Source organism: Microbacterium jepli, assembly GCF_047237905.1.
Classification (GTDB): domain Bacteria; phylum Actinomycetota; class Actinomycetes; order Actinomycetales; family Microbacteriaceae; genus Microbacterium.
In genome coordinates this window covers 2,652,395-2,676,843 of record NZ_JBDFLW010000005.1, presented here as the reverse complement: position 1 = coordinate 2,676,843, position 24,449 = coordinate 2,652,395, and the positions used below count along the sequence as shown (strand labels likewise).

The 24,449-nt window shown below is 70.7% G+C and carries 19 protein-coding genes; 12 read left to right on the top strand and 7 right to left on the bottom strand.

The features are described from left to right. The first annotated feature begins 183 nt into the window (after window positions 1-183). Genes ABC304_RS16950 through ABC304_RS16930 form a run of 5 tightly spaced genes read left to right on the top strand, consistent with a single transcriptional unit; the run spans window position 184 to window position 6,436 of the window. On the top strand, window positions 184-2,157 hold the full coding sequence (locus ABC304_RS16950; RefSeq protein ID WP_412932575.1) for a DUF6541 family protein: 1,974 nt from the start codon (window positions 184-186) through the stop codon (window positions 2,155-2,157). After that, entirely contained in the window at window positions 2,154-3,047 is an 894-nt protein-coding gene (locus tag ABC304_RS16945; protein ID WP_412932573.1) for a glycosyltransferase, read from the top strand. The genes ABC304_RS16950 and ABC304_RS16945 overlap by 4 nt, the downstream gene beginning before the upstream one ends. Before the next feature lie 38 nt (window positions 3,048-3,085). After that, window positions 3,086-4,222, top strand: a complete 1,137-nt coding sequence (locus ABC304_RS16940) for an NAD-dependent epimerase/dehydratase family protein (protein ID WP_412932571.1) — start codon at window positions 3,086-3,088, stop codon at window positions 4,220-4,222. Beyond that, window positions 4,219-5,319 carry an acyltransferase family protein gene (locus ABC304_RS16935; protein ID WP_412932570.1) on the top strand — a complete coding sequence of 367 codons (1,101 nt, stop codon included), beginning with the start codon at window positions 4,219-4,221 and terminating at the stop codon, window positions 5,317-5,319. The genes ABC304_RS16940 and ABC304_RS16935 overlap by 4 nt, the downstream gene beginning before the upstream one ends. A gap of 16 nt (window positions 5,320-5,335) precedes the next feature. After that, on the top strand, window positions 5,336-6,436 hold the full coding sequence (locus tag ABC304_RS16930; RefSeq protein WP_412932568.1) for a glycosyltransferase family 4 protein: 1,101 nt from the start codon (window positions 5,336-5,338) through the stop codon (window positions 6,434-6,436). On the opposite strand, the gene ABC304_RS16925 is transcribed toward ABC304_RS16930, so the two are convergent. The 4 genes from ABC304_RS16925 to ABC304_RS16910 are packed head-to-tail and all read right to left on the bottom strand — an operon-like array spanning window position 6,426 to window position 11,583. Then, window positions 6,426-7,670, bottom strand: coding sequence for a polysaccharide biosynthesis protein (locus ABC304_RS16925; RefSeq protein ID WP_412932566.1), 1,245 nt, complete (start codon window positions 7,668-7,670; stop codon window positions 6,426-6,428). The two genes, ABC304_RS16930 and ABC304_RS16925, sit on opposite strands and share 11 nt — an antisense overlap. After that, window positions 7,663-8,094 carry a DUF2304 domain-containing protein gene (locus tag ABC304_RS16920; protein ID WP_412932564.1) on the bottom strand — a complete coding sequence of 144 codons (432 nt, stop codon included), beginning with the start codon at window positions 8,092-8,094 and terminating at the stop codon, window positions 7,663-7,665. Before ABC304_RS16920 ends, ABC304_RS16925 begins: the two co-directional genes overlap by 8 nt. Beyond that, window positions 8,091-8,822 carry a glycosyltransferase family 2 protein gene (locus ABC304_RS16915; protein ID WP_412932562.1) on the bottom strand — a complete coding sequence of 244 codons (732 nt, stop codon included), beginning with the start codon at window positions 8,820-8,822 and terminating at the stop codon, window positions 8,091-8,093. The genes ABC304_RS16920 and ABC304_RS16915 overlap by 4 nt, the downstream gene beginning before the upstream one ends. 40 nt (window positions 8,823-8,862) lie before the next feature. Next, the gene (locus ABC304_RS16910; RefSeq protein ID WP_412932560.1) at window positions 8,863-11,583 is read right to left on the bottom strand and encodes an LGFP repeat-containing protein; all 2,721 of its coding nucleotides are present in this window, start codon (window positions 11,581-11,583) and stop codon (window positions 8,863-8,865) included. A gap of 134 nt (window positions 11,584-11,717) precedes the next feature. On the opposite strand from ABC304_RS16910, the gene rfbA reads away from it, so the two are divergent. From rfbA to ABC304_RS16875, 7 genes are all read left to right on the top strand, one after another. Beyond that, the gene (rfbA, locus tag ABC304_RS16905) at window positions 11,718-12,587 is read left to right on the top strand and encodes a glucose-1-phosphate thymidylyltransferase RfbA (RefSeq protein WP_412932558.1); all 870 of its coding nucleotides are present in this window, start codon (window positions 11,718-11,720) and stop codon (window positions 12,585-12,587) included. Next, complete coding sequence (gene rfbB, locus ABC304_RS16900; RefSeq protein WP_412932556.1) at window positions 12,587-13,585, top strand: dTDP-glucose 4,6-dehydratase; 999 nt, start codon at window positions 12,587-12,589, stop codon at window positions 13,583-13,585. The genes rfbA and rfbB overlap by 1 nt, the downstream gene beginning before the upstream one ends. Beyond that, window positions 13,585-14,994 carry a sugar nucleotide-binding protein gene (locus tag ABC304_RS16895; RefSeq protein WP_412932554.1) on the top strand — a complete coding sequence of 470 codons (1,410 nt, stop codon included), beginning with the start codon at window positions 13,585-13,587 and terminating at the stop codon, window positions 14,992-14,994. The genes rfbB and ABC304_RS16895 overlap by 1 nt, the downstream gene beginning before the upstream one ends. Before the next feature lie 203 nt (window positions 14,995-15,197). Then, on the top strand, window positions 15,198-17,321 hold the full coding sequence (locus tag ABC304_RS16890) for an acyltransferase family protein (protein ID WP_412932552.1): 2,124 nt from the start codon (window positions 15,198-15,200) through the stop codon (window positions 17,319-17,321). 54 nt (window positions 17,322-17,375) lie between these two features. Next, on the top strand, window positions 17,376-18,512 hold the full coding sequence (gene glf / locus ABC304_RS16885) for a UDP-galactopyranose mutase (protein ID WP_412932551.1): 1,137 nt from the start codon (window positions 17,376-17,378) through the stop codon (window positions 18,510-18,512). Next, complete coding sequence (locus ABC304_RS16880) at window positions 18,509-19,216, top strand: SGNH/GDSL hydrolase family protein (RefSeq protein WP_412932549.1); 708 nt, start codon at window positions 18,509-18,511, stop codon at window positions 19,214-19,216. Before glf ends, ABC304_RS16880 begins: the two co-directional genes overlap by 4 nt. Before the next feature lie 43 nt (window positions 19,217-19,259). Next, window positions 19,260-21,284 (top strand): acyltransferase family protein, encoded by a 2,025-nt coding sequence (locus tag ABC304_RS16875; protein ID WP_412932547.1) that lies wholly within the window; start codon window positions 19,260-19,262, stop codon window positions 21,282-21,284. Between the two features lie 48 nt (window positions 21,285-21,332). Here ABC304_RS16875 and ABC304_RS16870 read toward each other — a convergent pair whose 3' ends face one another. From ABC304_RS16870 to ABC304_RS16860, 3 genes are all read right to left on the bottom strand, one after another. Continuing rightward, window positions 21,333-21,833 carry a cell wall-binding repeat-containing protein gene (locus tag ABC304_RS16870; RefSeq protein ID WP_412932545.1) on the bottom strand — a complete coding sequence of 167 codons (501 nt, stop codon included), beginning with the start codon at window positions 21,831-21,833 and terminating at the stop codon, window positions 21,333-21,335. After that, window positions 21,716-23,341, bottom strand: coding sequence for a cell wall-binding repeat-containing protein (locus tag ABC304_RS16865; RefSeq protein WP_412932543.1), 1,626 nt, complete (start codon window positions 23,339-23,341; stop codon window positions 21,716-21,718). The genes ABC304_RS16870 and ABC304_RS16865 overlap by 118 nt, the downstream gene beginning before the upstream one ends. Before the next feature lie 100 nt (window positions 23,342-23,441). Next, window positions 23,442-24,428 (bottom strand): glycosyltransferase, encoded by a 987-nt coding sequence (locus ABC304_RS16860; RefSeq protein ID WP_412932541.1) that lies wholly within the window; start codon window positions 24,426-24,428, stop codon window positions 23,442-23,444. Window positions 24,429-24,449: the final 21 nt, after the last annotated feature.

Here is a 24,449-nt window from a genome sequence, read left to right as displayed (position 1 = left end):
ACTCGACGCAACCTCAGGGGTGGGAACTCACAGCCGTCGCCGGTGGGCGGGCATGACGGCTCAGTCTATCCGCTCGCCCTCGCTGAACCTGAGTGTCCTCACCGGGGCCGCCGCGCCGCCGCCGGTAGACTCTCCCGTCGGCCGCCGTCGATGCGGTCCCCCCTTTCAGGAGAGCACTCACCCATGACCTGGCTGCCCCTCGTCGGAGCGGCCGCGGCCACTGCCGCGGTCATCCTCCTGCCCGGTCTGGTGCTGGCGCTGATCCTCGGACTGCGCGGGCTCTGGGCATGGGCGATGGCCGGTCCGTTCGGGGTCACCGTCGTGGTGCTCGCCTCGCTCGTCGCTCCGTTCGCCGGCCTCGCGTGGGGGCTCGTGCCCGTGGGCATCGTCTTCGCGGCCATCGCCGTCGGTCTCGTCGTCGCGCGTGCCGCCACAGGAGGCTTCCGGCGTCGTGGCGCCGACGAGCCTGCGCCCGGCGGCTCCCGCGGCGCGCGGTGGTGGGCGGTGCCGGTCGCCCTCGCGATCGCCGCCGTCGTGCTGGGCGTGCAGCTCGCGCGGGTGGTGCAGGATCCGGGCAACATCTCGCAGACCTTCGACAACATCTTCCATCTCAACGCGATCCGCTATGCGCTGGAGACCGCGAACGCCTCGCCGCTGCATCTCGGCAGCATGACCTCCGAGAACGGGGGCGTCTGGTTCTACCCCTCCGCCTGGCACGCCGTCGCGTCCCTCGTGGTGCAGCTGACCGGCGTCGGCATCCCGATTGCCAGCAACGCCCTCGCCTTCGTGGTGGCGCTCGTGCTGTGGCCGGCCGGAGCCGTGCTCCTCACCCGCACCGTCGTCGGGTCCAACACCGCCGTCCTCGTGGCCGCGGGCGTGTTCTCGGCGGCCCTGCCCGCCCTTCCCCTGCTGCCCATGGACTACGGGGTGCTGTACCCGTACGCCTTCGGGCTGTCGCTGGCTCCCGCGACGATCGCGGCCACGCTCGTGCTGCTGCGGCTGCCGGCCGTCCGCGACAGCCGGCCCGCGTGGGTCTGGGTCGTGGCCGTCGTCGGCGCCCTGCCGGGCCTGACCATCGCGCACCCCGGAGCGTTCATGGCGTGGCTCGTCATCGCCTCGCTCGCGGTGCTCGTGACCTTCGTCCTGTTCCTCCGCACGCGTCCGGGCCGCCGACGCGTCGTGGGGGCATCGGCCGGCTTCGCCCTCTACGTCCTCGTCGCCTTCGTGGCCTGGCGGGTGCTGCGACCCCCGCTCGACGCGCGCACGTGGCTCCCGACCGTCACCCTCGGCCAGGGCATCGGCGAGGCCGTGACGCTCTCCTACTGGTCGGGCGCCATCCCGATCGTCGTGGTCGCCGCCCTCGTCGTCGGTGTCGTCGTCGCCGCCCGCCGGCGCACCCGCATCGACGTGTGGATGCTGGTGGCGCTCGCCGCGACATCCGTCCTCTACATCGCCGCGATCTCCCTGCCCTGGCTGCAGCTGCGCGACCTGCTCACGGCGGCCTGGTACAATAACGCGCCGCGCCTGGCGTCCATCGTCCCCATCCTCATCGTGCCGCTGGCCGCCCTCGGTGCCGCGGCCGTCTGGAACGCGTGGCGTCGTCGCTCCGGGGCGCGCGAGCACGCGTCGTCGGGCTCCGGCTTCACGGTCGCCGTCGCGGTCGGCGCCGTGCTCGCGCTCGTGGTCGCCACGCAGCTGGGCGCCATGCAGCAGGCCGTCCGCCAGGCGGCGAGCGGCTACGCGCTGACACCCGACTCGCCGCTCGTGTCCACCGACGAGATGGCGCTCCTGCGTCGTCTCCCCGACGAGGTGCCGCAGGACGCGGTCATCGCCGGCAGCCCGTGGACGGGGGCCGGCGTCGCCTACGCGATCAGCGGGCGCAAGGTCCTCATGCCCCACACCCTCATGGACATCGACGACGAGACCGAGCTCATCAACGACGAGCTCGACGACGCGTCCACCCGACCCGACGTCTGCACCGCGATCCTCGACAAGAACGTGGAGTACGTGCTGGACTTCGGCGACCGCGAGGTGCACGGGGCCGTGCATCCGTTCCCCGGTCTCGACGACCTGGCGACCTCCAGCGCCGTAGAAGCCATCGACCGCGAGGGCGACGCCGTCCTCTACAAAGTGATCGCGTGCGGATTGGACCGATGAGCACCATCGACATCGTCGTGCCCTTCTGGGGCGACCCCGGCCTCCTGTTCGAGACCGTCGCCTCCGTGCAGGCCCAGCGCGACACCGACTGGCGCCTCGTCGTCATCGACGACTGCTACCCCGACGACTCCGTCCCGGCCTTCTTCGCGGCGCTGGACGACCCGCGCATCACCTACGTCCGCAACGAGGTGAACCTGGGCATCACCGAGAACTACCGCGAGGCGATCCGTCTGGCGCGTTCGGAGTTCATGACGATCCTCGGATGCGACGACCTGCTGCATCCCGGGTATCTCGACGTGATCCGCCGCACCATCGCCGCGGTGCCCGATGCGGACGTCATCCAGCCCGGCGTCCAGGTGATCGACGAGCACGGCACGGTGATCCGGCCCCTCGTCGACCGCGTGAAGCAGGGGCTCCTCGCGCCGCGCGGCGGAAGCGGCATCGCCGTCCTCCGCGGTCAGGCGATGGCCACGAGCCTCATCCGCGGCGACTGGCTGTACTGGCCGTCGCTGACGTTCCGGGTCGAGACGCTCCGCCGCATCGATTTCCGCGAGGGCCTCCCGATCATCCAGGACCTCGCGCTGCTGATGGACATCGCCTTCGAGGGCGGCACGCTCGCGTACAACCCGACGCTCGCCTTCTCCTACCGGCGCCACGGCGGCAGCGCGTCGCAGAAGACCCTGCTTGACGGGCGGCGCTTCCGCGACGAGCGCACCTACTACCGTCAGGCACGCGGCCTGGCCGAGGCCCAGGGGTGGTCGGCGACCTCCCGCACCGCCCGCGTCCGCCTCATGTCGCGCCTGCACGGCGTAGCCGAGCTCCCGGGCGTCCTCCGGCACGGCACGGGCGCCGGGATACAATCGACCGTCGCGCACATCCTCGCCCTCTGAGCCGCGGGGAGCGCCGCCGCACCACCGTCAGGAGAGCCATGCCCGATCACGTCCTCATCACCGGCGGCGCCGGCTTCATCGGAACCCGTCTCGCGAAGCGGTTCGTCGAGTCGGGCCGCACCGTGACGGTGCTGGACGCGCTGATCCCGCAGGTGCACGGCGACGACCCGGCGACGACGTCGCCGCTGCTGCGGTCCCTCGACGGCGTGGCCGAGGTCATCCACGGCACCGTCACGTCCTCCGACGACCTGCGCAGAGCGCTCGACCGGGCCACGATCGTCGTCCACCTCGCCGCCGAGACCGGCACCGGACAGTCCATGTACGAGATCGACCGCTACGTCGAGGCCAACGTCGGCGGCACCGCCAAGCTCCTGGACATCCTCGCCAACGGCGAGCACACCGTCTCCCGCATGGTCATCGCGTCCTCGCGCTCCATCTACGGCGAGGGCGCCTACCGCACGGCCGACGGCCGCGTCGTCTACCCGCCCCACCGCGCCGACGCCGACATGGCGGCGGGCGACTTCGACGTGCACCTCGCGGGCGAGGGCGCCATCGAGGTCATCCCCACCGACGAGCGCGCGACGCTGCATCCGTCCTCGGTGTACGGCATCACCAAGCAGATGCAGGAATCGCTCATCATGACCGTCGGCCCCACCATCGGGGTCGAGCCGGTGGCGCTGCGCTACCAGAACGTCTACGGACCCGGGCAGTCGCTCAAGAACCCCTACACCGGCATCCTCTCGATCTTCTCGACCCTCATCCGCCAGGGCAAGGAGATCAACATCTTCGAGGACGGGCTCGAGAGCCGCGATTTCGTCTACATCGACGACGTCGTGGAGGCGACCTTCCTCGCCGCGACCGAGCCCGCGGCCGCGGGCGGGGTGTTCAACGTCGGCTCCGGGGTCGCGACCACCGTGCACGACGTCGTGGCCGCTCTGTTCGCGGCGTTCGGCACCACGGTCCCCACTCGGGTGTCGGGTAACTACCGGCTGGGCGACATCCGTCACAACATCGCCGACACGACGGCGCTGCGCGAGAAGCTCGGCTTCACGCCGGCCGTGTCGTTCTCCGAGGGCGTCTCGGCGTTCGTGGACTGGGTGCGCACCGAGCCGGTCGAGGGCGACAGCTACCAGCGCTCCCTCGACGAGATGGCGTCGCGGAACCTGCTGAAGTGAGCGCGGCCACCGCGCTGCGCGGAACGCCGTATCCGTATCGGCGCAACAGCCTCAACCTCTTCCGGCTGATCCTCGCGGCGCTGGTGCTGTTCGCGCACGCGTTCTACATCGCCGGCGCGGGCGACGGCCCGCACCTGCACGGCGAGAACCTGGGCGGCTGGGCCGTCGCGGGCTTCTTCGTGCTCTCCGGCTTCCTCATCACGCGGAGCCGCCTGCGGACGAAGCCCGGCGACTACCTGCTGCACCGCATCGCCCGCATCTTCCCGGGCTTCGTGGTCTGCCTGCTGGTCATCGCCTTCGTCTTCGCGCCGGTCGCCGCGCTCATCGAGCACGGCACGCTCGCGGGCTTCCTCAGCACGCCGGTCACCCCGCTGCAGTACGTGTGGGGCAACATCACGCTCTACATCGACCACTACGACATCGGCACGACGCTGCAGTCCGTGCCGTACCCGGGCGCGTGGAACGGCTCGCTGTGGACGCTGTTCTACGAGTTCTGCTGCTACATCATCGTCTGGCTCCTGGGCGGCCTCGCCGTCTACCGGCGCTCGCCCTGGCTCGCGGCCGTCGCGTTCCTGCTCGGCCTCGCCGTGTGGATCGGCATCAACCTCGCCCAGCGCTGGGGCCTCGACGAGAGCTTCTTCCTGCTGGCGAAACTCGCCCCGTTCTTCCTCGGAGGCGCGTTCGTCTACTTCATCGTCGAGCGGGCGGGCATCAACCGCTGGGTGGCGATCGGATGCCTCGTGGTCGCGCTCGCGCTCATCTTCCTCGTGCCGCGCTGGGGCGGACAGGCGTCCGCGCCGTTCTTGGCCTACGGGCTGCTGTGGCTCTCGGCCGTCATCCGGCAGCCCGCGTGGATCGCGCGCAACGACGTGTCGTACGGCTTCTACATCTACGCGTGGCCGGTGCAGCAGCTGGTGGTACTCATCGGGGGACTCGCACTCGGATTCCCCCTCTACATCGTGCTCACGATCGTCGTGACCTTCGCGCTGGCCTGGCTCAGCTGGGTCGGCATCGAGCGCCGCGCGATGCGGTGGGTCAGGCCCGCGGCATCCACCGCCTCGCCCGAGAGCGTGCCCGGCGACATCCAGCGCGCCTGACGTAGGCTGGCTGACCGTGCCCCGCGTGCTCGTCGACCTCCTGTCCTACTCCGGAACCAAGGGGGGGATGGAGACCTACACCCGGGAGCTCTACCGCTCCCTCGGCGCCCTCGACGACGACTACGAGTACATCGGCTACCTCAGCAAGGAGGGGGCGCAGCTCGATCGCTCCTGGTTCCCCGGCCGCATCATCGAATCCGGCATCAGCGGCGAGAACCGGTTCCAGTGGGCGTGGGGCGAGCTGACGCAGGTCGCGAAGGCGGCGGCCGCGGAGAACGTCGACCTCGTCCACGCGCCCGCCACCCTGGGGCCGCGGAAGACCGCCATGCCGACGGTCGTGACCATGCACGACATGCTCTACTGGTCGCACCCCGAGTACATGTCCACGCCGCTCTACACCGCCCCGGTGAAGTGGATGGAGAAGGTCGCGGCCCGGAACGCCGCCCGCATCGTCACGATCAGCCCGACGTCCGCCGACGAGATCGTGCGCTTCCTCGGCGTCGAGCGCGACCGGCTCGACGTGGTGCCGCTCGCCGGCAGTGCGCCGCTGGACGTCGACCGGTCGCGCGCGGGGGAGCGCGGGCCGATGATCCTCGCGATGGGCAACCGCCGGCCGCACAAGAACTGGGCTGCGCTCATCCGCGCGATCGCCCTTCTCCCCGCGGACGACCGCCCGCGCGTCGTGATCACCGGAGGCCGCGGCGAGGACCCGCTGCAGGCGGATGTCGAGAGCACCGGCATGCAGGCCTGGGTCGAGCTGCGCGGGTGGGTCGACGACGACGAGGTGCGCGAGCTCTACTCGACCGCCTCGGCGCTGGCGATCCCCTCGCTGGCGGAGGGGTTCTCGCTGCCGACGCTCGAGGCCATGGGCGCCGGCGTGCCCGTCCTCCTCAGCGACATCGACGTGCACCGCTACGTGGGCGGCTCGGCCGCGCGCTACTTCGACCCGCGCGACGACCGGTCGGTGGCCGACGCGATCGCCGCCGTGACGACCGATGCCGCGCTCCGCGACCGCTTGAGCGCCGAGGGCCGGCTGCGCGCGACCGAGTTCACGTGGGAGCGCACGGCACGCGAGACCCGCGCCTCCTTCGACGCGGCCCTCGGGCTCAGGCGCTGACGCTCGCGCGACGCTGCAGCAGGCCCGTCGCGTGCACGGCGACTCCGACGACGGGTCCGGCGAGCAGCGCCGTGAGCACGCGCGGGAGCTCCGGCACGGGCAGGAACAGGCTCGCGACGGTGACGGCCGACGCCGCGATCCAGCCCGCGAGGTAGAGCCGGTGGCGACCGCCTGCCAGGGCGGCCGGGCCGGTGATGCAGAGCAGGCCGGTGAGTCCGGCGCTGGCGACGATCGCCGCGTACGCCGGGGCCGGCAGCTCGTACCGGTCGCCGTACAGGAGCGACACCACCCACGGCCCCACCACGACGGCGAGGGCCGAGAGCACGACGGTCGCGCCGAGCAGACCGGTGCCCCACACGAGGACCCGTCGTCGCACGTGCTCGGCGGCGTCGCGGAACGTCACCACCAGGTAGCTCTGCAGCGCGAGCAGGGGGATGACCAGCGGGGCGCGCGTGAGGGTGATCACGAGGATGAGTGAGGCCAGGAGCGCCGCGTCGTCACGCGCCGAGGTGACGCCGAGCAGGAAGGGCAGCCCAGAGATCATGACCCCGGTCGCGATGGCGGCACCCACGGTGTGGAGGCTGTGCCGCAGCAGCGTCGGCAGGTCGGCGTCGAGCGCGAGCCGGGAGCGGATGCCGCGCCCGGCGATCAGCCAGATGATGAGCGCCGCCAGCGTGAACGGCACCGCGACGGCCCAGCCGATGGCGACGAGCCCCGCGCCCAGGAGCACGGCGGCGCCGACGGTGAGGAGGCGCACGCCGGCGTCGGCCACCGTCATCCCGGCCACCCCGCGCCAGTCCTTGACGCCGTAGAGCGCGCCGCTGATCGCCGCGACGAACGCGTAGCCGACCGCGGCGACCGCCAGCGCCGCGACGAGCGGGACGGTGTCGGCGCCGAAGACGCCGGGCGCCCACAGCACGGCCGTCGCCGCCACGATCACGGCCGCGATCGCCGCGTAGACCACGGCGAAGCGGGCGAGCACCCTCCACCCGCCGCCCTGCGCGGAGGAGCGGGAGGCGCGCGTCGCCTCCTGCTGGATGCCCGACAGCCCGGACACGACGAGGTAGACGATCGACCAGAAGACGCTGAACACGACGTACTGCGCCTGGTCGACGAAGGCCGGGACGGCGGCCTGGATGACGTAGCCGATCGCGCCGGCGACCGCGGTCGCCCCGAGGATGTACGCCAGGCCCCCGCCGGAGCGCTCGGGCGCCGCGGCGGAGTCCTCAGACAACGGGCGGCTCGATGCGGCCGACCGGAGCCGGGTCGGCGACGCCCTCGGTGGTGCGGCTGACGGCGGGGGAGTCCAGTCCGTCCACGCGGGCGGTCAGATGCTCCAGCTGCGTGCGGAGGATCGTCACCTCTTCCGCGGTGCGACGGATCTCCTCCTCCGCCTGCGACAGCTCCCACGACAGGTGCAGCGCGACGCCGAGGAGCAGGACGATCGCGATGGCGAACAGGAGGTTGGCCGGCAGCTCGACGCCCACGACTCGTGTGAGTCCCTGCAGGAGCTGGGGGAAGATGCCGAGCACGAGCACGCCGACGCCGATGACGAGCCAGAGGGCGGCGTACTTCTCGCGCAGGCGCCGGGTGAGCAGCATCGCGATGACGACGACGATGAGGACGAGGGAGAGGGCGATGCCCAGGAAGACGATCATGCCGGTCCCCGTTCCCGGCCGGTGGGCCGTCGCATGATGGCGAGGCTGAGGGCGAACGCCGATCGCAGCAGATAGACCGTCGAGCCCCACGCGCCCTGGCTCGGGCGCCCGAACGCGCGCGGACGCATCGCGACTGGCACCTGGGTGACCGTCAGGCCCGTGTGGCAGGCCGCGACGAGGGAGTCCAGGGTGTCGCCGAGGTACTCGGCGGGGTAGTAGCGCACGTACTGGTCGATGGCACGGGGTCCGGCGGCGCGGAAGCCGCTCGTGACGTCGGTGAGCTTGGTCTTGGCCACCCGCGAGACGATCGCGGCGAGGAGCTTCATCGCCCACTTCCGCGGGCCGCGCACCTGGTAGTCGCCGACGTCGCTGAAGCGCGCGCCGATGGAGATGTCCGCGGTCTCGAGCCCGGCGAGGACGCGATCGATGTCGGCCGGATTGTGCTGGCCGTCGGCGTCCACCTGGATGGCGCGGCCGTAGCCCATGCGCTGCGCGTAGGTGAACCCGGTGCGCATCGCGCCGCCGACACCGAGATTGAACGGCAGGGAGAGCACGATGGCCCCGGCCTCGCGGGCCACGGTGGCCGTGGCATCCATCGATCCGTCATCGACCACCGCGACGTCATAGCCCCGTCCGGTGCCCAGGATCTCGCGCACCGTGGTGCCGACGTTCTGCTCCTCGTTCCATGCGGGGACGATGACGAGCACGGAGTCGGCGGGACGGGTCATGGTGCTCACAGCGTATCAACCGAGGGGTGCCGCCCCCGTCTCACTCGAGGCGGTAGGTGCCGTCGGCGAGCAGCACCAGGGTGCCTCCCTGGAACCGCTGCGACCACCGCCCGTCACCGGCTCGCTCGTTGGCGAGGGGGAAGCCGAGCGTGCCGCTCTCGCCGCCGCGCCGCAGGTACTCCGCCCGCAGCGCGCCGCGGGTCACGAAGGCTCCGTCGGCCGAGACCAGGATGCTGCCGCCGGTGAAGTCCTGACGGTAGCCGCCGGCCGTCGCGTACTCGTTCTGCGTCGGCACCCCGAGCACCCCGCCCGCGCCGCCCTGCTGGGCGTGGAAGGTGCGGATGTAGCCGCGGGTGACGAAGGTGCCGCTCGGCGTTGCGTAGAGCGTCGCCTTCTCGAAGGCGTGGATGCTGCGTCCCGACCCCAGCGCGGACGCCGGGCCGGTCGCGAAGCCGAACGAGTCCAGTCCGCCGTTCTTGCGATAGCCGTCGTAGAAGGCCCCGACGACCGCGGACGCCGCGGCGGCACGGGGGACGAAGACGACCCCCGATCCGAACTCCTGGTACCAGCCCGACGCGGTCTCCTTCTCGACCCCGGTCGGCGCGCCCAGCGCGTCGTTGCCACCTGCCACGAGGGCCGCCTGGAGGATGCCCCCCACGACAGCGGCTCCGCTGCGACCGTCGGCGCTCATCCAGATCTCTCCGCCCTGGAAGACCTGCTTCTGTCCCTTCTCGCCTTTGACCACCGGACCGGTCGGCCACCCCAGGCGGCCCTTCACGCCGCCGGCGGCTTCGAGCGCCTTGCCCACCGCGGTGGGCACGGCCGTCGTCGCTGCGGGGCTGCAGTAGATCCGGCCACCCTGGAAGTCCTGGACGACGCCGTCGCCGACGACGCGCTCCGGTCCGGTGGCGGCGCCGAGGAAGCTCGTCACGCCACCCGACGCGCGGTAGCTGCGGCCGATGACGCCGCCGACGGAGAAGGCGCCCGCCGATGAGGTGGTGAGCGTCGTGGCGCCGAAGTCCTGCGAGAACGTGGAGTCGGATCCGACCTGCGGGCCGGTCGGCCAGCCCAGAGCCGCCACGCCGCCGGCGTTGGCCAGCGCCTTCGACAGTGCGGTGACGGCGAATGTGCCGGCCGTGGAGACGTAGACCGTGCCGCCCTGGAACTTCTGGGAGTAGGCGCCGTTCTTGGACTGCTCGTTCTCCAGCGGCGCACCCAGCGGGCCGCCGATGCCGCCGGCCGCGATGTAGCCGCGGAACGTCTCGCCGCGGACGAGGTACTGCTGGCCGCCGGACGTGCGCGCCATGAGGGCCGATCCGAACTGGACGTACGGCCCGGCATCGGTGCGGCCCGCGGTCACGGGCCACCCCAGCTTCGACGGCCCGCCGCCCTTGAGGAACGCGGACGTGAAGGTGGCGTCGAGCGCGACGGTGGCCGTCGGGCCCTGGAAGACGCTGCCGGTGGCGAAGTCCTGACGAGATCCGCCCTCGAACCGGTACGCGCGGCTCGCAGGCCAGCCGAGCGGGCCGGTGATGTTGCCGGACTTCTCGTACGCGTCGTTGATGGGCTGGGCGACCGCGAAACCGCGGCCGTCCGACGGGCGGACGTAGATGCGTCCCCCCTCGAAGTTCTGGTACCAGCCGCCGCCCGCCTGGGCGACGAAGCTCGTGGGCCATCCGAGCCCGCTGTCGACCTCGCCGACCGCGCGGTACTCGTCGCGGGTGCCGCCGACCGTTCCCTGCACGACGGTGGTGCCGTTCTGCAGGTAGAGGTCGGCGTTGGCGAACCGCTGCGACCAGCCGCGACCCGGCCATTCGCGCATGGAGCCGGTGGAGGCGCCGATCCAGCTGTTCGCGCCGCCCGAGTCCTGCCAGAAGCGGGTCAGTCCCGCTCCGAGCTGCACCGACGTGCTGCCGAACCAGTCGGTGAAGTTCTGGAAGAAGTTGCGGTTGCCGTAGGCGGAGCAGCCGTCGCCCTCGCCGTAGCCGGCGCGCAGCGCCGCCGCGTTCGGCTGATACGGCGTGTAGTAGTAGAGATTCGAGGTGGCCTGGTTCTCGATGTACACGGGCGAGGAGCCGCAGGCCGCGTTCGGGCTCCAGCGGATGTTCCACGTGCGACCGGGTGCGTAATAGGTGAAGTACCGGTTCTCGGTGTAGATCTTCATCTGCCGGGCGGCGCCGTACATCTGGTTGTAGAACCCGTAGTAGCGGGTGTCGCAGGCGGCCGTGTCAGGGCATCCCTGGCCCATCGCGATCGTGTACCGCCAGTCCGACGGCCACGTGTGGGTGACGAGGCCCTGTTCCTTCTCGAGCATGACCAGCAGCACCTGCGGATTGATGCCGCACGCCCGGGCCACCTTCGCGATGATGCGCGCGGCCGACTCGGAGCCCTCACCCGAGTAGGCGTTGCAGTAGCTGTCGGCGCCTCGGCTGGAGGTGGCCTGGCGGAAGTCCTTGAGGCACGTGTAGCCCGACTGGCAGCGCGACACCTTCTGCCGCAGGAACGAGTCGATCTGGCCCTCGTCCATCGTGGAGGAGTTGAAGAACACCGAGTCGGAGATGATCATGCCCGGCCGGAACTTCGACAGATCAGCGGCCTTGACGATGCCCGTCGGCGCGGCGACCGCCGCGACGGCACCGGTCGGGGCGACCGACGCGGTGGCCGTCGACACCGGCCCCGCGGCGAGCAGGCCCACGGCCAGAGCGAGGCTGGTCAGCAGCGCGAGGAGGGCGCGCGGAGGCGCAGGATGGCGTCGAGTCACGCGGACCAGTGTGACTGAAGTTGTTCGTGGATACCACTGTTACTCGAGTAATGGCGTCAGACACGCCGCGTGTCGGCGTTTCTTCGCACCCCTCCGCGACGGGCGGAGTGCCCCGTCTATGCCACGATTGACAGGTGAAGGGCATCATCCTGGCCGGCGGTTCCGGCACGCGTCTGCATCCGATCACGCTCGGCGTCTCGAAGCAGCTCATTCCCGTGTACGACAAGCCGATGGTGTACTACCCGCTGTCGACGCTGATGCTCGCCGGCATCCGGGACATCCTCATCATCACCACGCCCCACGACGCGCCGTTCTTCGAACGCCTCCTGGGCGACGGGTCGCAGTTCGGCGTCTCCCTCACCTTCGCGCAGCAGCCCTCGCCGGACGGGCTCGCGCAGGCCTTCACCATCGGCGCCGACTTCATCGGCGATGACAAGGTCGCCCTCGTGCTCGGCGACAACCTCCTCTACGGCCCGGGCCTCGGCACGCAGCTCAAGCGCTACGCCGACGTCGACGGGGGAGCCGTCTTCGCCTACTGGGTCAGCGAGCCCTCCGCCTACGGCGTCGTGGAGTTCGACCCCGACGGGCGCGCCGTGTCGCTCGAGGAGAAGCCGGCCGCGCCGAAGAGCAACTACGCCGTCCCCGGTCTCTACTTCTACGACAACGACGTGGTGCAGATCGCGCGCGACCTCGAGCCCTCGCCCCGCGGCGAGTACGAGATCACCGACGTCAACCGCGCGTACCTCGAGCGGGGCAAGCTCCAGGTCGAGGTGCTGCCGCGCGGAACGGCGTGGCTCGACACGGGGACCTTCGACCAGATGACGGATGCCGGCGACTACGTGCGCACCATGGAGCGCCGGACGGGCCTGCGCATCGGGGTTCCCGAAGAAGTGGCCTGGCGGCAGGGCTTCCTCGACGACGAGTCGCTGCGCGAGCGCGCGAACACCCTGGTCAAGTCGGGCTACGGCACCTACCTGCTCGAGATCCTGGAAAGAGGACGCTGATGGCCGATCTGCTCGTGACCGGCGGAGCCGGATTCATCGGCTCCAACTTCGTACACCACGTCGTGGCGCACACCGACCACCGCGTGACGGTGCTCGACAAGCTCACCTACGCCGGCAACCGCGCGTCGCTGGCGGGGCTTCCGGACGATCGCGTGCGGCTCGTCGAGGGAGACATCGCCGACGCCGAGCTCGTCGACGGCCTCTTCGCCGAGGTCGACGCGGTCGTGCACTACGCGGCGGAGTCGCACAACGACAACTCGCTGCACGACCCCCGGCCGTTCCTCGACACGAACATCATCGGCACGTACACGCTGCTGGAGGCCGCGCGCCGCCACGACCGCCGGTTGCACCACATCTCCACCGACGAGGTGTACGGCGACCTCGAGCTCGACGACCCGCAGCGGTTCACCGAGGACACCCCGTACAACCCGTCCTCGCCGTACTCGTCGACCAAGGCCGGCAGCGATCTGCTGGTGCGCGCCTGGGTGCGCTCGTTCGGCGTGCGGGCGACGATCTCGAACTGCTCGAACAACTACGGGCCGTACCAGCATGTCGAGAAGTTCATCCCGCGTCAGATCACGAACGTCATCCGCGGCATCCGTCCCAAGCTCTACGGCAAGGGCGAGAACGTGCGCGACTGGATCCACGCCGACGACCACTCGTCGGCCGTGCTGACCATCCTCGACCGCGGCGAGACCGGCGAGACCTACCTCATCGGCGCCGACGGCGAGAAGAACAACAAGGACGTCGTCGAGATGATCCTCGAGATCATGGGCGAGCCGCGCGACGCCTACGACCACGTCACCGACCGCGCGGGCCACGACCTGCGCTACGCGATCGACTCGACGAAGCTGCGCACCGAGCTCGGCTGGACGCCCTCCTTCGGCGACTTCGAGTCGGGCCTGGCCGCCACGATCCAGTGGTACCGCGACAACGAGGCCTGGTGGGCGCCCGCCAAGGACGGCGTCGAGGCCTTCTACGCCAGCAAGGGCCAGTGATGGCCGAGTTCGGCAAGCAGCTGTCGGTCGTCGAGACGACCATCCCGGGCCTGGTGGTCTTCGAGCTCCCCGTCCACGGCGACTCCCGCGGCTGGTTCAAGGAGAACTGGCAGCGCGAGAAGATGACCGCGCTGGGGCTGCCCGACTTCGGTCCGGTGCAGAACAACATCTCGTTCAACGATGCGGCGGGCACGACGCGCGGCATTCACGCCGAACCGTGGGACAAGTGGGTCTCCGTGGCCACCGGCCGCATCTTCGGCGCGTGGGTGGACCTGCGCGAGGGACCGAGCTTCGGCGCGGTGTTCACCACCGAGCTCGACCCGTCGCGCGCGATCTTCGTGCCGCGCGGCGTGGGCAACTCGTACCAGACGCTGGCCCCCGACACCGCCTACACCTACCTCGTCAACGACCACTGGTCACCCGACGCGGCGTACTCCTTCCTGAACCTCGCCGATGAGACGGCCGCCATCGCCTGGCCGATCCCGCTCGCCGACGTCGAGATCTCGCCGAAGGACCTCGCGCACCCGCGGCTCGCGGACGTCACGCCGATCCCGCGCCGCAAGACCCTCGTCATCGGGGCGGGCGGCCAGCTGGGTTCGGCCCTGCGCGCCGAGTACGACGGCGACCCCACCGTGGAGTTCGCCACCCGCGCGGACCTCGATCTGACGGACCAGGATGCCGCGGCCTCCCGCCGCTGGCGCGACTACGGCACCATCGTCAACGCCGCCGCCTACACGGCCGTGGACACCGCCGAGACCGCGGACGGCCGCCGCGCCGCCTGGGCGTCCAACGTGTCGGGCGTCGCGACCCTCGCCGGCATCGCCGCCGCCAACGGCATCACGCTCGTCCACGTCTCGAGCGACTACGTCTTCGACGGCTCGCTCGACCGCCCCTACCGCGAGGACGACGCCCTGTGCCCGCTGGGCGTCTACGGGCAGACGAAGGCTGCCGGCGACGCGATCGTCGCAACCGTGCCGCGCCACTACATCGTGCGCACCTCCTGGGTCATCGGCGAGGGCAAGAACTTCGTCCGCACGATGGCCTCGCTCGCCGAGCGCGGCGTCGATCCGAGGGTCGTGGACGACCAGACCGGGCGGCTCACCTTCACCGAGGACATCGCCCGTGGCATCCGGCACCTCCTCGACGTCGACGCCCCCTACGGCACCTACAACCTGACGGGCGCGGGGGAGCCGGCGACCTGGGCGGACATCGCCCGCCGCGTCTACGAGCTCAGCGGACACGACCCCGAACGCGTCACCGGGGTCTCCACCGACGAGTACTTCTCCGGAGCGGCGGGACCCGTCGCGCCCCGACCGGCGAACAGCGTGCTCGACCTCGGCAGGATCGAGGACACCGGGTTCGTGCCGGCCGACGCGGCCGCGTCGCTGGAGTCGTACCTGCAGGGCTGAGCGCTTCGTCCGATCACCCGTGCGCGTCCTCGGATGCGCACAGGGGGCGGTCGTAGACTGATCCGCGCCGAGGCGCAGGTCACGGGTGCGCCTTCTGCACTCCCGCCCCCATCCCGCCCGGGCTTCCCCCACGCTTCACGGAGATCCGCCATGTGCACGACCCCGCCTCGCCCTTGGTGCGGCGTCCCCGCGCGGACGGTCCGATGACCGCCCCCGCTCGGGCCGCCGCTCCGTCGGCGACACGGCCTCGCGCGCCCTTCCGGACCGACATCCAGGCGCTGCGCGCCGTCGCCATCGGCGCGGTCGTGCTCAACCACCTGTGGCCGACCGTCTTCACCGGCGGCTACGTCGGCGTCGATGTCTTCTTCGTCATCTCCGGCTTCCTCATCACCGGGCACCTCTGGGGGGAGCTGGAGCGCACGGGTCGGGTCCGGCTCGGCACGTTCTACGCCCGGCGCATCCGACGACTGCTGCCGGCCGCCCTCCTGGTGCTGACGGTCTCGGCAGTGCTGGTCGCCCTGTTCCTGCCCTACACCCGCTGGGCGCGCAACGCCGGCGAGATCGCGGCCAGCGCCGGCTATGTCGAGAACTGGTTCCTCTCGGCGATGTCGGTGAACTACTCCGCCCTCAACGACTCCGCGAGCGTGGCGCAGCACTACTGGTCGCTCTCCGTGGAGGAGCAGTTCTACCTCATCTGGCCCCTGCTCCTCGCGGCAGCGGTGCTGTGGGGCGGCCGCCGGCTGTCGGACGCATCACCGCGCCGCCGCCGGGCCTTCACGGCACTCGCCGTCGTCGGCGTTCTGTCCTTCGCCGCCAGTGTGGTCTTCACGGCGACCGCTCCCGCGCAGGCCTACTTCGTCACCTTCACGCGCGCGTGGGAGTTCGCGATCGGTGGGCTCATCGCGCTCGGCGCGACGCTCGTGCGCGTGTCTAAGCCGTGGGCGCAGACGCTCAGCCTCGCCGGTGCCGTGGCCGTCGTCGCGTCGGTCTTCCTCTACGACCACGAGACGCCGTTCCCCGGGGTGGCGGCCGCGCTGCCCGCGCTGGGCACGGCGGCGATCATCATCGCGGGGACCGTCACTCGCCCGCTCTGGCACACCCGGGTCAGCGCCGCCGCTCCGGTGCAGTGGCTGGGCGGTGTCTCGTACTCGCTGTACCTGTGGCACTGGCCGCTCATCGTCGTGACGCCGTTCGCGCTCTCGATGGAGCTGCGCACGCCGGTGAAGGTCGGCATCCTGGCCGTCGCGCTGCTGCTCGCCTGGGTGACGAAGAACCTCGTCGAGGATCCGGGTCAGCGCTGGCGCTGGTGGTCGGGATCGGTGCGTCGTGCCGTCGGAGGCATGGTCGCCGGCATCCTCGTGGTCCTCCTCTGCGCGGGCGCGCTCCTCGTCGGATCGCAGCTGCGCGGCGCGGACGACGTGCCGACGGCGGCCCTGCCCACCGGGTCGTGCGTCGGCCCCGATGCGCTGGCGCCGGGCGCGGACTGCCCGGATGCATTCGGTGCCCCGGCATCGGTCGAGATGACGGCCAAGAACGAGTACTTCTACACCCCGCCGGAGTGCGGCGACTTCCTCGACATCCTCAGCTACGGCGACAAGCAGACCACCAAGCGGTGCGACTTCGGCGGAGGCCAGCCCACCGCCGACGTGTGGCTGGTGGGAGACTCCCACGCCCAGCAGTGGCAGGGCGCGGTGTTCGACCTCGCGCGCGAGCGCGGCTGGCGCGTCACGACGAGCTACTACGGCGGATGCCCGGCGGCCGACGTGGCGTTCCGCGGCTTCCGCGACGAGTGGGGTCAGCCCGACATCGATCAGTGCGTGCGGTGGTCGCGCGAGGTCGCCGACGAGATCGCCGCCGAACGGCCGCAGATGGTCTTCACCTCGATGGCGGCCCGCGAGCAGATCGTCGACGACGGCTCGGGGTCTCCCGAGATCGACCAGTTCGCCGCCGGACTGGAGCGCGACTGGACCCGATGGGCAGACGCCGGCTCGCAGGTCGTGGCGCTGGCCGACCCGCCCCTCAACGGGGTCGTGCGCAGCCCCGACTGCCTGCTCCTGGCGGGAGACGATCCGGTCTCGTGCGCGCGACCGCGCGCAGAAGCGCAGCCGGCCGACCCGCTCGTCGCCGCAGCCCAGGCGATGGACCGACCCGAGGTGCGGCTCATCGACCTCACCGACCGGTTCTGCGACACCTCCCTCTGCTACGCCGCCGTGGGCGGTCTGCCCGTGTACTACGACGCGGATCACCTGAACCTGCAGTACGTCCGCCTGCTCGCCCCGATCATCGGCTCCACCCTCGACGCAGGGCCCGCGCAGGCGGCCGGGTAGGCTTTCAGGGTCGCGCGAGCGGCGCACATCGCCCCCTCCCCGAAGCGGAACATCATGGATCTCCTCATCGTCGGCTCCGGCTTCTTCGGCCTCACGATCGCAGAGCGGGCCGCGGCATCCGGTCGGAAGGTCACCGTCATCGACCGCCGCCACCACATCGGCGGCAACGCGTACAGCGAGAACGAGCCTCAGACCGGCATCGAGGTGCACCGCTACGGCGCGCACCTGTTCCACACCTCGAACGCGACGGTGTGGGAGTACGTGAACCGGTTCACGACCTTCACCGACTACGTGCACCGCGTGTACACGAACCACCGCGGCGTCGTGTTCCCGCTGCCGATCAACCTCGGCACGATCAACCAGTTCTTCCAGTCGGCGTACTCGCCCGCGGAGGCGCGCGCGCTCGTGCTGGAGCAGGCCGGCGAGTTCGACGTCAAGGAGGCCGCGAATCTGGAGGAGAAGGGGATCGCCCTCATCGGGCGCCCCCTCTACGAGGCGTTCATCCGCGACTACACCGCGAAGCAGTGGCAGACCGATCCCACCGAGCTGCCCGCCGAGATCATCAGCCGGCTCCCGGTGCGCTACACCTACGACAACCGCTACTTCAACGACACGTGGGAGGGTCTGCCCACCGACGGCTACACCGCGTGGATCGAGCGGATGGCGGACCACCCGAACATCGAGGTGCGCCTCTCGACCGACTTCTTCGACGAGGGCCAGCCTCTGAACAAGAAGGCGACCGTCGGCCAGGTGCCCATCGTCTACACCGGCCCCGTGGACCGCTACTTCGACTTCGCCGAGGGGGAGCTGTCGTGGCGCACCCTCGACTTCGAGGAGGAGGTGCTCGACATCGCCGACTTCCAGGGGACGCCGGTGATGAACTACGCCGACGCCGACGTGCCGTACACCCGCATCCACGAGTTCAAGCACTTCCACCCGGAGCGCGCCGGCCGCCACCCCTCCGACAAGACGGTCATCATGCGGGAGTACTCCCGCTTCGCCACGCGCGACGACGAGCCCTACTACCCGGTCAACACCCCGGAGGACCGCGCGGGGCTGCTCGCCTACCGCGAACTGGCCGCGGGGGAGAAGGACGTCCACTTCGGAGGACGTCTGGGCACCTACCAGTACCTCGACATGCACATGGCGATCGGGGCGGCGCTGTCGATGTGGAACAACCAGCTGGCGTGAGAGCCCGCCGTTCCGTCCACCTCCTGCTCGCCGCCGTCGTGGCGGCGGCCGTCACCGCCTGCGCGCCGGCGACGGGGCCTCGAGACACATCGACGGCAGCCACGAGCCCGGCCGCGCCGACGGCCACGGCCGTCCCTGCCGAGACCGCCGGGGCCGTCACCTCGCTGGTGATCGTGGGCGACTCGAACACCACCGGATTCTCCGGAACGCTCGACGCCGGTCTCGATGCGGGCACGGCATGGGCGGCGCAGCTGCCGCCGGAGCGCTTCCCCATCGCCGGCGGCTGGGCGGTGGACGGCGCGACCACCGCGGCCATGCTCGACGGCATCACCGCCGCCTCCGTCAGCAGCGGTGACCGGGTGCTGGTCATGGGCGGCACGAACGACCTCTCGCGCGGCGTCGACACCGAGACCATCCTCGACAACGTCCGGGCGATCGTCGTCGCGAGCGGTGCTCCGGCGGCGACCGTGCTGGCGATCGCGCCGTCCGAGGGGCGCCCGGGCGCGACCGACGAGCTCAACGCCGAGCTGGAGGCGCTCGCCGCCGGCGAGGGCTGGAACTTCATCGACCCGTGGGCCGATGTCCGCGCGGCCGACGGACGCTGGTCGGAGGACTACCTCACCGACGGCGTCCACACCACCCCGGAGGGCTACGCCCGCGCCGGACAGGCAATCCTCGCCCATCTCGAAGGCGGGGTGCAGTGATGCACGCGATCCATCCACCCTCACACCGGAGCGTGATCGCCGCATGACGGCGGTCACCACCGGCTCGCGGCGGGCGTCGGCCCTCCCCGAGCCTCGCGTCGCGTCGCATCGCGCCGACATCGACGGGCTGCGGGCGCTGGCCATCCTGCTTGTCGTGAGCTACCACGTCTGGTTCGACCGCGTCTCGGGCGGGGTCGACGTCTTCCTGATGATCTCCGCGTACTTCCTCACCGGATCGCTGACGCGCCGACTCGTCGCGGGCACACCGCTCGAACTGGGGCGCTACTGGTCGCGCCGGTTCGTGCGGCTCCTTCCGGCTGCGGCGGTCGTGCTGGTGGCCGTGCTCGCGGCGGTCTGGCTCTGGTATCCCGCGTCGGCCTGGACCGACGTCTGGTCCCAGACGTGGTCGTCGCTGTTCTATCTGCAGAACGCCGAGCTCGCAGCATCCGCGGTCGACTATTACGCGCGGGATGCGGCGTCCCTGAGTCCGCTCCAGCACTTCTGGTCGCTGTCGGTCCAGGGGCAGGTCTTCGTGCTGTGGCCCGTCGCCATGCTGCTGGCGGGCGGTCTCGCACGTCGTCGCGGATGGGACGTGCGCCGCACCCTGCTGGTGCTGTTCGCGGGCATCTTCACCCTGTCGTTCGTCTACTCGGTGGTGCACACCCGCGTAGCGCAGGAGTCCGCGTACTTCGACACGGCCGCGCGGCTGTGGGAGTTCGCCCTCGGCTCCCTGCTGGCTCTCGTCGCCCCGCGCATCCAGCTGCGCGCGTGGGCCGCCGTGATCGTCGGCTGGCTCGGCATCGCCGGGCTGGTGCTCTGCGGCGTGCTCGTGGACGTCCAGGGCGGCTTCCCCGGATACCTCGCCCTGTGGCCCACTCTGAGCGCCGCCGCGGTCATCATCGCGGGCCAGACCGCTTCGCGTGCGGCTCCCGCCTCGTTCCTCGCGAGCCGACCGCTGCTGCGCCTCGGCGGCGTCGCGTACGCGCTGTACCTCGTGCACTGGCCGATCCTCATCACCTGGCTCGTGGTCAGCGGCGAGCCCCGCGCGGGCATCCTCTCGGGCGCGGGGGTCATCGCGGTGTCGTTGCTCGCCGCCATACTGCTGACCGCACTCGTCGAGAGGCCGATCCAGCGGTCCGCGTGGATCGGCGCGCGGACGGGACGACGGATGCTGGCTCTCGCCGTCTCCGCAACCGTTGTGGCCGCGCCGCTCGCGGTCTGGCAGACGTCCGAGACGGTGCGCGCGGCCGCGCTGGAGAGCTCGTCCGCCAACCCGGGCGCCGTCGTCCTGCTCCCGGGCGGATCGGGTATCAGCGGCGACTACGAGACGACGCTGCCCCTTCCGACCACCCTGGGCGACGAGTGGGTCGCGCTCGACGGTGCGTGCACGGGCGAACGCGCCCCAACGACCGAGGCCGCGCGCGAGTCCTGCCTGGAGCAGCGCGCGGACGGCGACCGGCGCGGCACCCTCGTCGTGGTGGGCGACTCGCACGCGCAGCAGTGGTCGGGCGCCATGCTCCCGCTGGCCCGCGATCGCGGCTTCGACGTCGTCGCGCTCCTCAAGGGCGGCTGCTCCTTCGCCGCCGATGAGCCGTACGGCGCGAATATCGAGGGGTGCGACGAGTGGCGCACCGAGGCGATGGCGCACATCGCGCGCCTTCAGCCCGACGTCGTCGCCGTGATGGGGACCCGCTCACGCGCGGACGGGGCGGACGAGTACGTGCCCCGCGGCCTCGAGCGGACCATCGCCGACGTGCGCGGGACCGGAGCGGAGGTGGTCGTGCTGCGCGACAACCCCCGGTTCTCGTTCAACATGTTCGACTGCGCTCAGGAGGCGGCTGACCCGGCGGACGAGTGCGCGCTCCCTGTCTCCGACGTGCTGGCCGATGCCAACCCCGCGGCGTCCCTCGCCGGCGACGGGGTGCGCGTGATCGACCTCACCGACTACCTCTGCCCCGACGGCGTATGCCTCCCGATCATTGGCGGCGTATCGGTGTACCTCGACGACAATCACCTGACCGGCACGTACGCCCGGACCCTCGCGGACGCGCTCGACCGCGCGCTCTGATCGACCCGGTTGTCGGCAGGGGCGGCCGCCGAGGCCGCCCATTCAGTCTCAGCGGGCCGTCGCGCGTGCGGCGAGGCGCACGAGATCCGCCACGGAGGACTCGTCTCCGAGGACGACGATGCGCTGCGGTTTGAGGCGCGCGAGTTCGGTGGCGATGGAGACGGGCAAGGCGTCGGCGTTGGTGAGGAGGACGGGGCCGCCGAGAGTTCCCGCAGCTGCGGCTCCGGAGAGCGCGTCGGGGAACTTCCACCCGTTGGTGAGGTAGACCACCGGCACGCCGGGAGCGAAGGATGCTCGGGACACAGCCGCCGATGTCTCGAAGCGGTCGGCGCCCGCGAGGCGTTCGACCGTGGCGGTGTACTTCCGTGCCGCGGTGCGGACGCTCTCGCTGACGGAGCCGGCCGATCCGAGGAGTACGATCTTCTCCGGCTTCAGCCGGGCGAGTTCGGCGGCGATGGCGCCGGGGAGGCTCTCGCCGTCGGTGAGCAGGACCGGTCCGCCGAGCGTCCCGGCCGCGGCGGCTCCGGAGAGCGCGTCGGAAACTTCCACCCGTTCGCGAGGTAGGCCACGGGAACACCGGGTGAGAAGGTCGCTGCCGACACCGCTGCCGATGTCGCGAACCGGTCCTCGCCGGCCACCCGCTGCACGTCGGCCGAGTACAGCGACAGAGACGTCGCGACGCCTTTTCGGACGGAGGCCTCGGAGCCGAGGATGACGATCTTCTTCGGCTTGAGCCGGGCGAGCTCGTCGTGGATCACTCCGGGGAGGCTCTCCTCATCCGTCAGAAGAACGGGCCCGCCCAGCACTCCGGCGGCGGCAGCGCCCGACAGGGCATCCGGGAACTTCCACCCGTTCGCGACGTATGCCACCGGAACCCCGGGCGCGAAGGACGCCGCCGACACCGCGGCGGACGTCGCGAAACGATTCGGCCCGGACTGTCGTGTTGCGGGCGGAGAGCCGACGGGGACTATGCCACCGTCGATGCCGGAGCGGTGTTCACCGGACGCGAGGTCGATCCAAGTCGCCTCGGTGATCGTCGAAGCACCCGTCCACCACTCGGTGGCCGCCGGGATGGCGCGGTTGATGCTCTCAAAACCGACGGCGTACTCGCCCGGAGTGAGGGCGACCGAGTACGCGACGCTCTTCTGATAAAGGATGTCTTGCGCGTAGCCGGGCAGCAGGACCCAGTCCTCGCCGTCGCGCTCGTAGAGGCGAACAGCACCCACATCGGTGACTCCACTCAGTGTGAGACCCGCGGCGCCGATGGTGCCTGATATGCGCGAGGGCAAGGGCAGCGCTGCGAGGGCGAGTGACCTCAGCTGCTCCCGCTCGGCCAATGTGACGGCCGAGCCGGAACCGACGCGAACGAATTGCACCGACGACAGCGGCGAGGTCATCGTCGAAATCCCGTCGAGGACGTGAGTGCCGACAGCCAGCCGATACGTTCCCGGACGAAGACCGGGAAACGAGAAGTCCATCGTGTCGTACCACAGGCGATCGCTGTAACTAGAGATGACCTCGCGTCCGTCCGCGCTGGTGAGCCACAGTGTGTATCTGTCATTGCCAGGGTGCGCGCTCCGCAGGGCTGCCATGTCGAGCGTCCCACTGAACCAAGCGCCATGCTCGAGGTGGGCGTCGATCTCATCGATCTGGGCGCCATCGGAGACGAGGATCGGTGTGGCGTCCTCGATGCGCGCACCGCCGTCCCAGTACTCGGCGATCAAGTCGGTTCCATAAGATGGGCGGAATTCCACTGCGACCTTGCCGGACGGCACGCCGGCGAGCGTGTAGGCGCCCGTCGAATCGACCTGCGTGGTAGCGACAAAGCTCCCGCCACCGATGCGGTAGGCGTACACGTTCGTGCCCTCCAGCCAGGAAGCGGGGACGTCATCCGGCGCCGACACCGTGCCAGAAATGCTGGCCGTCCCCGCGGCCGAGGCGGGGCTCGAGGGAGCAACGGCGGAACCCGCCGTCATCGCTCCGGCGACGACCAGCACGGCGGCGGCCAGTGCCGTCGATCGACGGATGCGGCTGCGGGCATGGGTGAACAACGACAAGACGACCCCCTGGTTCGGGGAGCGCAGCATCGCGGTCCCGCTCGATGCGACGCGCCCAACATATCAGTCGGGCGACGGCGCGATCCGCCTGCGTGTCTCGTCAGGCGGTCAGCGCGGGCATCGGCCGCCAGGAGCGGTCGCGTGCGATCTTGCGGCCGTCGCGGAGACCGCGGAAGAGGTTGGACGTGCCGCGCACGGTGCGCTCCACCAGGAGGAGGCGGATGAGCTCCTTGCCGAAGGTGAGCGCCGTGCCAAGGGCGAAGGGCACAGGGCGATACACCCCGAACGCCCGGTAGTAGTTCTTCAGATGCGCGCGGTTGCGCATGATGTAGTACCGGTAGGCGTTGCTCGAGGCGTTCATGTGGCGCACGCCGAAGTCGTGCTGCTTGATCTCGCGGGTGCGACGGAGCACGAACTCATCGACGATCACCGATGCGGTTTTGCGGGAGGCCAGCCACCCGTACATCTGGTCATCCCAGTAGATGAAGAAGCGCGGGTCGGGAAGGCCGATCTGCGTGACGATGTCGCGGTGGATGAACATGCCCTCGAAGCATCCGGAGTTCATCGGCTTGTACCCCGACGCATTGAACCCGGCGGGGGCGAACGGGATCGGGATCGCGAGCGGCTCGGCGATGCGGTACTGCCAGTAGAACTCGCTGCCGTCGTAGTCGTAGCGGCGGCCCTGGATGCTCCTGAACTTCGGTGCCCAGCGGCCCATCTTCGCGAGTCCGTCCGGGATCACCTCGACGTCGTCGTCCATGAGCCACATCCACTGCGAACCCAGCTCGTACGCGACGCGCATGCCCTCGCTGAATCCGCCGGAGCCGCCGGTGTTGGAGTCGAGGCGGCGATAGACCAGCTCGGTGCCGAGGCGCTCGCGGAAGGACTCGACCACCTGCGTCGTGTCGTCGGTGGAGGCGTTGTCGACGATCACGACGTGACCCGGCTTCGGGTCCATCTCGATGATGCTCTCCAGGAGCCTCGTCAGAAGTCCGGACCGGTTGTAGGTCACGATGGCGATGGTCGCCGTGGCGGGGTCGAAAGCGGTCGCAGACGTCATCTCGGGGCTTCCGGCTGGCTGAGGCATAACCTCAGCATCCTACCGTGG

Bases quoted from the DNA above. Each gene is read 5' to 3' on its own strand.
- ABC304_RS16950 (WP_412932575.1), top strand. From the start codon at position 184: ATGACCTGGCTGCCCCTCGTCGGAGCGGCCGCGGCCACTGCCGCGGTC.
- ABC304_RS16945 (WP_412932573.1), top strand. From the start codon at position 2,154: ATGAGCACCATCGACATCGTCGTGCCCTTCTGGGGCGACCCCGGCCTC.
- ABC304_RS16940 (WP_412932571.1), top strand. From the start codon at position 3,086: ATGCCCGATCACGTCCTCATCACCGGCGGCGCCGGCTTCATCGGAACC.
- ABC304_RS16920 (WP_412932564.1), bottom strand. From the start codon at position 8,094: ATGATCGTCTTCCTGGGCATCGCCCTCTCCCTCGTCCTCATCGTCGTC.
- ABC304_RS16915 (WP_412932562.1), bottom strand. From the start codon at position 8,822: ATGACCCGTCCCGCCGACTCCGTGCTCGTCATCGTCCCCGCATGGAAC.
- rfbB (WP_412932556.1), top strand. From the start codon at position 12,587: ATGGCCGATCTGCTCGTGACCGGCGGAGCCGGATTCATCGGCTCCAAC.
- ABC304_RS16895 (WP_412932554.1), top strand. From the start codon at position 13,585: ATGGCCGAGTTCGGCAAGCAGCTGTCGGTCGTCGAGACGACCATCCCG.
- ABC304_RS16890 (WP_412932552.1), top strand. From the start codon at position 15,198: ATGACCGCCCCCGCTCGGGCCGCCGCTCCGTCGGCGACACGGCCTCGC.
- glf (WP_412932551.1), top strand. From the start codon at position 17,376: ATGGATCTCCTCATCGTCGGCTCCGGCTTCTTCGGCCTCACGATCGCA.
- ABC304_RS16875 (WP_412932547.1), top strand. From the start codon at position 19,260: ATGACGGCGGTCACCACCGGCTCGCGGCGGGCGTCGGCCCTCCCCGAG.
- ABC304_RS16860 (WP_412932541.1), bottom strand. From the start codon at position 24,428: ATGCCTCAGCCAGCCGGAAGCCCCGAGATGACGTCTGCGACCGCTTTC.